The sequence below is a fragment of the Streptomyces sp. BE303 genome, from assembly GCF_036290945.1.
Taxonomy (GTDB): domain Bacteria; phylum Actinomycetota; class Actinomycetes; order Streptomycetales; family Streptomycetaceae; genus Kitasatospora.
Genome location: NZ_JAQYWZ010000345.1, coordinates 1 through 10,152 on the forward strand (window position 1 = coordinate 1; position 10,152 = coordinate 10,152).

7 protein-coding genes are annotated in these 10,152 nt (G+C 72.6%); 1 reads left to right on the top strand and 6 read right to left on the bottom strand.

Annotated features, from left to right (window positions below; translation table 11 throughout):
* Positions 1–710: 710 nt before the first annotated feature.
* Genes PUR56_RS05025 through PUR56_RS05040 form a run of 4 tightly spaced genes read right to left on the bottom strand, consistent with a single transcriptional unit; the run spans position 711 to position 5,681 of the window.
* On the bottom strand, positions 711–2,462 hold the full coding sequence (locus tag PUR56_RS05025) for a glycoside hydrolase family 35 protein (protein WP_329874733.1): 1,752 nt from the start codon (positions 2,460–2,462) through the stop codon (positions 711–713).
* A 44-nt stretch (positions 2,463–2,506) separates the two neighbouring features.
* Complete coding sequence (locus PUR56_RS05030; RefSeq protein WP_329874735.1) at positions 2,507–3,850, bottom strand: ABC transporter substrate-binding protein; 1,344 nt, start codon at positions 3,848–3,850, stop codon at positions 2,507–2,509.
* A gap of 44 nt (positions 3,851–3,894) precedes the next feature.
* Positions 3,895–4,788 carry a carbohydrate ABC transporter permease gene (locus PUR56_RS05035; protein ID WP_329874737.1) on the bottom strand — a complete coding sequence of 298 codons (894 nt, stop codon included), beginning with the start codon at positions 4,786–4,788 and terminating at the stop codon, positions 3,895–3,897.
* Positions 4,785–5,681: a carbohydrate ABC transporter permease gene (locus PUR56_RS05040; RefSeq protein ID WP_329874743.1), complete on the bottom strand. Its 897-nt coding sequence runs from the start codon at positions 5,679–5,681 to the stop codon at positions 4,785–4,787. The genes PUR56_RS05035 and PUR56_RS05040 overlap by 4 nt, the downstream gene beginning before the upstream one ends.
* A gap of 632 nt (positions 5,682–6,313) precedes the next feature.
* On the opposite strand from PUR56_RS05040, the gene PUR56_RS05045 reads away from it, so the two are divergent.
* Entirely contained in the window at positions 6,314–7,378 is a 1,065-nt protein-coding gene (locus tag PUR56_RS05045) for a LacI family DNA-binding transcriptional regulator (protein ID WP_329874739.1), read from the top strand.
* Positions 7,379–7,438: 60 nt separating this feature from the next.
* Here the strand turns inward: PUR56_RS05045 and PUR56_RS05050 are convergent, their stop codons facing one another.
* Positions 7,439–9,886, bottom strand: a complete 2,448-nt coding sequence (locus PUR56_RS05050) for an RICIN domain-containing protein (protein WP_329948003.1) — start codon at positions 9,884–9,886, stop codon at positions 7,439–7,441.
* A 129-nt stretch (positions 9,887–10,015) separates the two neighbouring features.
* A complete protein-coding gene (locus PUR56_RS05055; RefSeq protein ID WP_329874745.1) occupies positions 10,016–10,147 on the bottom strand; it encodes an RICIN domain-containing protein in 132 nt (43 codons plus the stop codon).
* Positions 10,148–10,152 lie beyond the last annotated feature (5 nt).

Genomic DNA, 10,152 nt, shown 5'->3' on the forward strand with positions numbered 1-10,152 from the left:
CTCGGCTGCCTGGAGAACGGCCTCACCGTCCAGGGCATCAACTCCTTCTGGCAGAACGTCGCCCAGGGCGCCCTCCTCGTCGTCGCCGTCGTCATCCAGCAACGCCGCAACGGCGAACGCGCCGTCGGACTCCCCGCCTGACGCACTGACGCCTCTCCAGAACTTCCCCATCTTCCGTCAGCACCCCAGCCAGCAGCGGCCGTTCCAACGGCGGGTCGGCCAGGCCGGTGCACACTGACGGAACGGCGAGGGCTGCTGAGGGTCGGCCTGATCGCCACCACCCGCCGGTGGCGCCCACCCCTGTGGTGAGCGCCACCGGCGGACGTGTCTCGTCCCGTCGTGGGCTCGTCCGCTCCGACGACCGGCGCGGCGCAGCGGGGTTCGAGGGGGTCCGGCCTGACCGGCCTGACCGGCGGGGAGAGCATGGACGGGACGGCCGGTCGAGGCCGGTGGGCGAACGGCCCACCGGCCTCGACCGGCCTTCGGCACCGTCCCCGGCCCCCGTCCCCCGTCCCCGCCCCCGGACTCGGCCCGAGCCCCCGAGCCCCGCACGGTGCCACGGCCCGGGCGGCGCCCGGACGTTCACTGCGGAGCGGCAATCGCCCCGAACCGCGCCGGCCCCCGCGGCGGGCGACCACCGGACCGCGACAAACGGCAGGGCGCCTGCGGGAAGGTCCCGCAGGCGCCCTGCCGTCATGGCGTCGCCGCCCTCACTCCTCGGTGGGTCCGAGGTCGGGGCTCTGCGCGAAGCGGACGGACCGCTCGGAGGGAGCCGCGTGCAGTTCCAACAGCGCGATCTCGTTCAGCCCCGGGCGCAGGACGGGACCGGGCAGGTAGAGCGAGCGCTGCGGGCCCCGGGACCAGTACCGGCCGAGATGGAAGCCGTTGACCCACACGTTGCCCTTGGTCCAGCCGGGCAGGTGCACGAAGGTGTCGGCGGGCACGTCGACCGGGAAGGTCCCGCGGTGGAAGGCGGGGCCGACGACCGGTGTGTCCCCGGTGGTGAAGTCGAGGCCGTCGAGCGATCGCCACGGCAGCGGCAGGTTGGTCCACCCGCCGAGCTCCTCGCCGTTGAGCAGGACCGCGCCGGCCAGGCCCTTCCGGTCGTGCAGGCCCTGGCCGTAGTTGACCCTTCCCTGGTTCTCCACCAGGACGGTCAGGACGGCGCCGTCCCGGGGGACGCCGAAGGCGATGGCGTGCTCGTGGTTCTCGCGCTCCAGGACGCCGACCGGCTGGCCGTCGAGGAAGACCTGCGCGCGGTCGCGGACGTCCCGGAGTTCCAGCACAGCCGGCCCGGCCTGCGGCAGGACGGTCTCGTAGCGGACGAACCCGAAGTCCTGCCCCAGCTGTTCCATCGTGAGCGGGCGTTCGGAGCGCACGGTGGCGCCGAGCGCGGCGCTGTGCGGGAGGAGGTCCGCGACATCCGTCAGCGGCACGGTGCGGGGGGCGAGCTTCGGGGCGGGCTCCGGCCCGGGGCCGGCGGGCACGGGGGCATACTTCGCGATGACGTCGCGGAAGGCGCGGTACTTCTCGGTGGGATCGCCGGCCTCGTCCAGGGGCGCGTCGTAGTCGTAGGAGGTGACGGTCGGCCGGTAGGCCGCCTTGTCGTTGGCCCCGTTGGTGAAACCGAAGCTGGTACCGCCGTGGAACATGTAGAGGTTGACCGAGGCCCCCAGGGACAGCAGTTCGTCCAGTTCCTGTGCGGCGTCCTCGGCCGAGCGGACGACGTGGTGGCCGCCCCAGCGGTCGAACCAGCCGATCCAGAACTCCGTGCACATCAGCGGGCCGCTGGGCTGGTGGGCCCGCAGGGCCGCGAGGCCCTCCCGTGAGCGGCTGCCGAAGTTGGCTGTGGCGAGGGTGCCCGGCAGCCCGCCGCGGGCCAGGTCGGCGGGCTGGTCGCAGGTGAACAGCAGGACGTCCACGCCGTGCCGGCGCAGCAGGCCCGCCAGGTGCTCCAGATGCGAGGTGTCGTCGTCGTACGCTCCGAACTCGTTCTCCACCTGGACGGCCAGAACCGGGCCGCCCCGGGTGGCCAGGCGGTCGAGCACCGGGGGCAGGAGGCGTTCGAAGTAGTCCTCCACGGCAGCGAGGTAGACGGGGTCCTGGCTGCGGAGCCTGATGCCGGGGTGTGCGAGGAGCCAGGACGGCAGGCCGCCGCCCTCCCACTCGGCGCAGATGTACGGGCCCGGGCGCAGCAGGACGTGGAGACCTTCGGCCGCGGCCAGGTCGAGGAAGCGCGGGAGGTCGAGGGCGCCGTCCAGGTGGAAGGTGTCGGGGGACGGCTGGTGGAGGTTCCAGGGGACGTAGGTCTCCACCGTGTTGAGGCCCATGAGCCGGGCCTTGCGCAGGCGGTCGGCCCACTGGTCCGGGTGGATCCGGAAGTAGTGCAGCCCGCCGGAGATGATGCGGAAGGGCTCGCCGTCGAGGGTGAAGTCGTCTCCGTCGATCTGGAGAACTGGCATGGTACTGCTGCTCCTGAGAGGGGGGTCGGGGCGGGCGCCGGACGTCACGGTGCCGTGACCTTGAAGCCCTGCTGGTTGCCGTACTCGGTGATGCGCTTCTGCCAGGCCGTCAGACCGCCGTTGATGCCGCTGGTGAAGCTCTGGCCGACCGTGTCCTTGAACACCGAGTTGGCGTAGACCTGGAAGGGGAGGTACTGCCAGCCCTTGCCGACCGAGGCGGAGGAGGCGGCGAACACCTGGTTGGCCTGCTGCCCGCCGAGGGCGTCGACGGGCCGGTCGAGGAAGGCCGGGTCCTTGAGGAGCTCGGTGGTGGCGGGGAAGAGGCCGTTCGCGTTGAGGGAGCGGACGGCCTGGGGGTCGGAGTTCAGCCAGGTGGCGAAGGCGGCGGCGGCGGCCTTGTTCTTGCTGGTGGTGGGGACGGCGACGGCCGAACCGCCGTTCTCGGCGGTGACGTCGTCACCCGCGTTCCACTGGGGCATCGGCGCCGCCCGCCAGTTCCCGGCGGTGGTGGGGATGGTGGAGGCGATGTTGCCCGGGGCCCAGGCGCCGATGATCCACATCGCGTACCGGCCGCTGTTCATCGACTGCCACCACTCGTTCGTCCAGCCCGGGGCCGTGTCGACGAGCTTGCGGTCGACCAGGGAGGTCCAGAGGTCGGCGACCTTCTTCGCGCCGGGGTCCTGGAGGTCGACGCCGACCCCCGTCTCGCCCTTCTGCTGGAAGGGGCGGCTGCCGGCCTGCCACATCAGGCTGTCGAGGCCGCCGGCGTCGCCGGGGTCGATGGAGGTGATGTACCGGTCCGGGGCGGACTCCTTGATCTTCGCCGCGGCGGTCTCGAACTCGGCCCAGGTCTTGGGCGGTTCGATGTGCAGCTCGTCGAGGAGCTTCTTGTTGTAGAACATCGCCATCGGGCCGGTGTCCTGCGGGACGGCGTAGATGCCGCCGTTGACCGTGACCTGCGACCACGCCGAGGAGGTGAACTTGGACTCCAGCGCGGCCGCGCCGTAGTCCTTGAGGTTCACGAGCCGCTTGGACTGGGCGAGTTCGGGCAGGGCGAAGTACTCGACCTGGACCACGTCCGGCCCGCCGCTGCCGGCCTTGACGGCGGTCTGGAGCTTGGTGTACTCCGCCGCGGACTGCCCCGCGTTGACGATCTCGACCTTGATCTTGGGGTACTTCTGCTCGAACAGGGCGACGGTCTTGTCGAGGTTCGGAGCCCAGGTCCAGAAGGTGAGCGTGGTGGGCGTGTCCAGGGCCTTGGCGGGGTCGGCGGCCCCCTCGGACGGGGAGCCGCCGTCGGAGCCGCAGGCGGTGAGGGCGAGGACGAGTGCCGCGGCGGGGGCCAGTGCCAGGATTCTGCGGCGCGACGGGCTGTGGACGGAGGTCATGAGGGGGTCCTTGCTGTGAGGAAGGGGGATGGGGCTTGCGCCGGTCATTCCTTGACGCTTCCGGCGGCGAGTCCGGACTGCCAGAAGCGCTGGAGGAAGAGGAAGGCGACGATGAGCGGCACGATGGCGAGCAGGCTTCCGGTGACCACGAGGGGGTAGAAGTCGGTGGTGGTCGCGCCGCTTCCGGCGGCCCCGGTGGCGACCGCGTTCCACTGGTTGAGGCCGACGGTGAGCGGGAACCACTGGGGGTCGCTGAGCACGATCAGCGGCAGGAAGTAGTTGTTCCAGGTGGCGACCAGGGCGAAGAGCAGCACGGTGACGAAGCCGGGGCCGAGCAGGCGCAGCGAGACGGTGAAGAAGGTCCGCAGCTCCCCCGAGCCGTCGATCCGGGCGGCCTCCAGCAGGGAGTCGGGGACGGCCTCGGCGGCGTAGACGCGCATGAGGTAGACCCCGAACGGGCTGACCAGGGAGGGCAGCAGGACCGCCCAGGGGGTGTCGACGAGACCGGCCTTGCTGAACAGGAGGTAGGTCGGGACGGCGAGTGCGGTGCCGGGGATGGCGATGGCGCCGAGGATCATGGCGGCGATCGCGGTCCTGCCGCGGAAGCGGTACTTGGCGAGGCCGTATCCGGCGGCGGTGGAGACGAAGGCCGCTCCGCCCGCTCCGACGACGGCGTAGAGCAGGGTGTTGCCGAACCAGCGCAGGTAGATGCCGTCGTCGTGGGTGAGGACGTTCCCGATGTTGCCGAGCAGCCGGAAGCCGTCGCCGAACCAGAGGCCGAAGCTCTCCAGCAGGGAGGCGGTGTCCTTGGTGCTGGCCATGAACAGCCACAGCAGCGGGAGCAGTGCGTACGCCAGCATGGCGGTCATGGCCAGCGTGAGCGCGGTGCTCGGGCGGCGGGCGCGTGCGCGCCGGCCGGAGGTGGTCCTGGCGCTCACTGGCCCTGCCCCTTTCGCATCGACCGGATCTGCACGGCGTAGGCCGCGAGCGCGGTGACGCCGCCCAGGACCACGGCGACGGCGGCCGAGTAGTTGAACTGCTGGCCGTTGAAGGCCAGGTTGTAGGCGTACATGTTGGGCGTGTAGCTGGTGGAGATGACGCCCGGGGAGAGCGACTGCATGACGTTCGGCTCGTTGAACAGCTGGAACGTGCCGATGATGGAGAACACCGTGGCCAGGACCAGGGCCGGCCGCAGTGCCGGGAGCTTGATGCTCCACGCCTTGCGGAACTCCCCGGCGCCGTCCACCTCCGCCGCCTCGTAGAGCTCCTGCGGCACGGTCCGCAGCGCCGCGTAGAGGATCAGCATGTTGTAGCCCACGTACTCCCAGGTCACGATGTTGCCGATGGAGGCGAGCATCCAGGAGGACCCGAGCAGGTCGGGCACGTCCGTGCCGAGCACCTCGCCGATCTGGCCGACGAGTCCGAAGCGGTCGCCGTACAGGTATCCCCACATCAGCGACGCGACGACGGCCGGGACGGCGTAGGGGACGAAGATGCCGATCCGGAAGAGGCCGGTCCAGCGCAGCCTCCCGCTGTCCAGCGCCAGCGCCGCCACGAGTGCGAGCAGCAGCATCACGGGGACCTGGACGACCAGGAACAGCAGGACCCGCCCCAGGCCCGCCCTGACGAGGTCGTCGGTGAGCGCCCGCCGGTAGTTCTCCAGGCCGACGAAGACGGTGCCGCCGACCAGGCGGTCCTGGAAGAGGCTGAGGTAGGCGGCGTAGCCCAGCGGGGCGATGATGCCGATCACGAAGACGACGAGGAACGGCGCGAGGAACGCGTAGCCGAACGCTCCGTGCCCCGGCCGTCCGACACGGCGTCCCCGTCGCAGCCGGGGCGCCGCTTCGGGCCTGGGCGTGGGCGGGCGGACCGGATTCGGCCGGGGGGTGGTGGAGGGGGGTGACGTGCTCAAGGGTAGTGCCCTTCGTGGCGAATGTTTGCGCCAACATGACGATGGTGTTGAGTGTTGACCGTTTCCGCGCGGGGCGTCAAGGCGCCGAAACACGGCGATGCAGCTTCGTAATCAGCACCGCGCCCGCCCGCGCGCGCCCGCCCGGCCGCACGCTCCCGCAGGGGCGGGGGTGACAGATCGCCAAGGAGTGCAGCTCACGGGGCCTTTCGACCGGCTGTCGCGGCCGACGGAGCCCCCGCGGATCGGCTCCCGGAGCCGACCGCCGGAAGGTTACGGTCGGACGTCGGCCGGGTAAACCACGCGGCCCGCCACGGCCGGCCGGCGGCGCCGGACGATCGATTCACGTCCGATGTTGTTCGCTTGCCCGCCGGCCCGTACGCCCGCCGCCCCGTACGCCCGCCGGCTCGGGCGCCCCCCTCGAAGCCGGCCGACGGGTGCGGCAGCCGGCCCCCGACCGCACCGGCCCGCTCCCCCGGCTCCCGACCGGCCGTGTCCGGTCGCTGATCGCGGCCGCTACGATGTTGACGCAGACATCAGGGAAAGGGGCCGGCATGAACACCGCGGCGAAGTCCGGCGCGGCCGCGCGCGTCACTCGGCGCCCGGCCTCCCAGGCGGACGTGGCCGCCCTCGCGGGAGTCTCCTCACAGACCGTCTCCCGGGTCGCCAACAACCGCTCCAACGTGGAGCCGGAGACCCGCGAGCGGGTCCTCTCCGCCATGCGCACGCTCGGCTACCAGCGCAACAGCGCGGCCCGGGCCCTCACCCTCGGACGCTTCCACGCGCTCGGCGTGGTGACCTTCGACGTCACCGCCCAGGGCAACGCCCGCACTCTCGCCGCCATCTCCCGCGCCGCCCAGGCCTCCGGCTACTCGGTCAACGTGGTCTGCGTCGAGAACGAGACCGAGGACGCCGTCCAGCGCGCCGTCCGGCAGCTCACCGACCAGGCCGTCGACGGGCTCGCCGTCATCGAGGCCCAGATCCTCGACCGGCCGGGCTTCGACATCTCGTCCGGCGTGCCCATCGTCGTCGCGGACGGCGACCCCGAGCAGCGGTACACCTCCGTCGATACCGACCAGGCGGCCGGCGTCACGGCGGCCGTCCGCCACCTTCTCGACCTCGGGCACCGGACCGTCTGGCACATCGGCGGGCCGCAGAACTCCTACGCCGCGCGTCGGCGCGCGGCCGCCTGGCGCACCGCTCTCGAAACCGCCGGAGCGCCCGTGCCGCCGATCGCCTTCGGCGACTGGACGGCCGCGTCCGGCTACGAGATCGGCCGGCGGCTCGCCTCGCAGCCGGACGTCACCGCCGTCTTCGCCGCCAACGACCAGCTCGCGCTGGGCCTCCTGCTCGCCCTGAACGAGGCCGACCGCCGGGTGCCGCACGACGTCAGCGTGGTCGGCTTCGACGACATTCCCGAAGCGGCCTACTTCGTGCCCCCGCTGACCACCGTCCGGCAGAACTTCGAGGAGGTCGGCCGCCAGTGCGTGGCCCGCCTCCTCGACCAGATCGATCCGCCGCAAGGCGAGGGGGCCCCGGTCACCACGGTGGCGGTCCAGCCCGAGCTGATCGTCCGCGCCAGCTCGGCCGCGCCGCCCGGCGCCACGGGACCTGCCTGACCCGGTGGGCCTGGCGTGCCCCCGCCCGCGGTTCGGCGGGGGCACGCCCGGTCACGACGGTCAGCCGATCCTGAACCGCTGTCCGGCGCCCGACCCGCACGGCGCCTGCACCAGTGCCGTACCGGGCGACGCCGAACTCGACTCGACCGCCAGGCACTTGCCGCTGTGCCGCGCCACCAGGGCGGAGAAGCCCCCGCCCGTCGGACGGACCGACCACTCCTGGTTCCACGCCCCGCTGCACCCGTACTGGACCACCCGGGCACCGTCCGCCGTGGACTCGCCCTCCACGTCCAGGCACTGCCCGCTGTGGCGCACCACCACGGACACCTGGCCGGGGCTGCCGGCCCGCAACGACCACTGCTGGGCCGATGATCCGGTGCAACCGGACTGGACGACGGCGGCGCCGGGCGCCCCCGCGCCACCGGCCACCTCGGCGCACAGGCCGCTGCGCCGCACGGTCACCGGCGCCCACACGTCCGCGTCCGCGCTGCGCACGGACCAGGACTGATTGCTCCCGGTGGTGGGCGGCCAGACGTTCACCGGCGCGCCGTCCCACCCGGCGGCGTCGCTGACGTCGAGCAGGAGCCCGGTGGCCTTGTTGACGAAGGTGCCGCGCCCGTCGCCGGCGGTGGAGCGCATCCACAGCTGCGCCGCCGCGTTGCCGGGTGCGGCGGAGCCGAGGGCGCCCGCGGTGACCGCGAGGGCCTTGCCGGTGGCGGCGTTGGTGATCCGGTAGGTCGCGGTGCTGTCCCAGCCGCCGCCGACCTTGGTGAAGGTCCACTGCTGCCCGGGGTCCGCCGGGTTCGAGGTGCGCTGGACGGGGCCCGCCTGGGCGTTGGGCCCGGCCGCGAGGGCCAGGCCGCTGTTCTCGTTCAGCAGCTGCCGCGCGCCGCCCGTCGGTGTGGTCGCCGTCGAGGCGTTCACGCCGACCGCGCCGGGGAGGACGAACGTGGTGACCGAGCCGGGGCCGACCGTCGTGGTCACCGTGGCGGCGGCCGTGACGGTCAGGTCCGCCCCGCGCTGCACGTTCCTGGTGCCGTCGGTGGTGTAGCGCTGGACGGCGGTGCCGAAGCCCGGCTTCTGGTAGCCGGCCAGGTCGAGGGTGAGGGCCTGCGCCGTGCCGGTGGTGTTGGTGTGGACGACCACCGTGCCCTCGCCGCCCGGCCGCAGGGCGGCGAGGGAGTGGGCGGAATTGGTGCCGATGATGCGGGCTCCGGGCCGGACGAACCTGGTGTAGTTCGCCATCGCCCAGTACTTCTTGTTCTTGCGGACGGGCTCGGCGGCCGGGTCGTCGGGCGTCAGGTCGACCTGGATGAGGCCCCAGTTGGCGTTCTCGTGGGCCGGGGTCATGTTCTCGTAGTCCTCGACGGCCTGCCACAGGACCCACGCCCGCGGTTCGAGCAGGGTGAGGTCGCCCGTGATGCGGCGGGAGAGGTCGAGGGCGGGTGCCATGTCGGTGAAGTTCTGCGGGCCGCTGCCGCCGAGGTCGACCTCCGACATCCACAGCGGCTTGCCCGCCCCCTTGGCGACGTCCCGGGCCCCGATCCGCCCTTGCGTGCCGTAGGTGTGGACGTTGAGCCGGCCGATCGCCGAACGCGTCGCGGCCGGGTAGGAGTTCCAGTCGTCGCGGAACATGACCGGGTCGGTCTCGTCCATCGCCGCCACCGGCGTGGCCAGGCCCGCCGCGTCCAGCGCACCGCGCATGCTGTCGATCATGCGCGCCTGGGCGGCGTGGTCCCAGTGGGACCCCTCCTGGGGACCGCCGGCGCGCCAGTACCCCGTACCGGGCTCGTTGACCGGCGACACGGAGTCGAAGGTGACGCCGGTGGAGGCCTGCACCCGCTTGATCGACCCGGCCAGGTAGGCGGCGAAGCGGTCGTACTGGTCGGGCCGGAGGTTGTTCTCCCAGCTGTTGACCGCGCCGGAGACCAGGCCGCTGACGGTCATGAAGTACGGGGCGGAGTTGGAGAACGCCTCGAAGGTGTCGGCGCCGCGGCTCTTCGCGGCGGCGAGCCACCAGCGCTGGTTGGCGTCCGCGGCGGCGTTCCAGTGGTTCGGGTCGTTCGGGTTCCACCAGTCGGCGGGCTCGACTCCACCGTTCGCGCCGCCCGGCTGCGGGGCGAACTCCGCAGGGCGGTTCCAGTGGCCGGGAACGGCTGCTCCGGCCCGCATGTACGGCACGGTCTCGGGGCTGTCGCCCCCGCCGATGTTGTAGCGGGCGACGGTCAGGCCGAGACCGTCGGCGCCGAAGAGCTCGTCGGCCAGCTGGTTGCGCCGCTCGTCGGGCCAGCCGCCGGTGACGTTGGCGAACCAGCCCAGCGTGGTGCCCCAGCCCTGGAAGGGCTGCTGCTGGTAGCCGGGGTCGAGCCGGACGGTGAGGTGGGCGGTCGGTTCGGCGGCGGCGGCCGGCTGCGGGGGCGCGAGCAGGCCGGCACCGGCCGCCGCGACCGCGGCGGCGAGACAGGTGCGGGCCGTGCGGTGCCGTGCCTTCTTGGTACGCGGGGCCATCGGTCCTCCAGGTGCGGGGGCAGGCAGACGGACGGCACGCCCCTCGGGTGAGGGAGGGGCGTGCCGGTGGAGGTGGAACGTGTGCCGGGTGGGGCCCCGGCCCGCGGACGGACCGGGTCCCGCACGGGGTCAGACCGCGACGGTGTGGCGGCTGAACTGCTGGTTGGTGCCGGTGCCGCAGGTCCACTGTTCGAGGGCGGCGCCGTTGGTGGTGGCCTGGTTGATGACGTCCAGGCACTTGCCGCTGTGCCGGGCGATCAGCCGGA

Bases quoted from the DNA above. Each gene is read 5' to 3' on its own strand.
- PUR56_RS05050 (WP_329948003.1), bottom strand. From the start codon at position 9,886: ATGGCCCCGCGTACCAAGAAGGCACGGCACCGCACGGCCCGCACCTGT.
- PUR56_RS05045 (WP_329874739.1), top strand. From the start codon at position 6,314: ATGAACACCGCGGCGAAGTCCGGCGCGGCCGCGCGCGTCACTCGGCGC.
- PUR56_RS05030 (WP_329874735.1), bottom strand. From the start codon at position 3,850: ATGACCTCCGTCCACAGCCCGTCGCGCCGCAGAATCCTGGCACTGGCC.
- PUR56_RS05025 (WP_329874733.1), bottom strand. From the start codon at position 2,462: ATGCCAGTTCTCCAGATCGACGGAGACGACTTCACCCTCGACGGCGAG.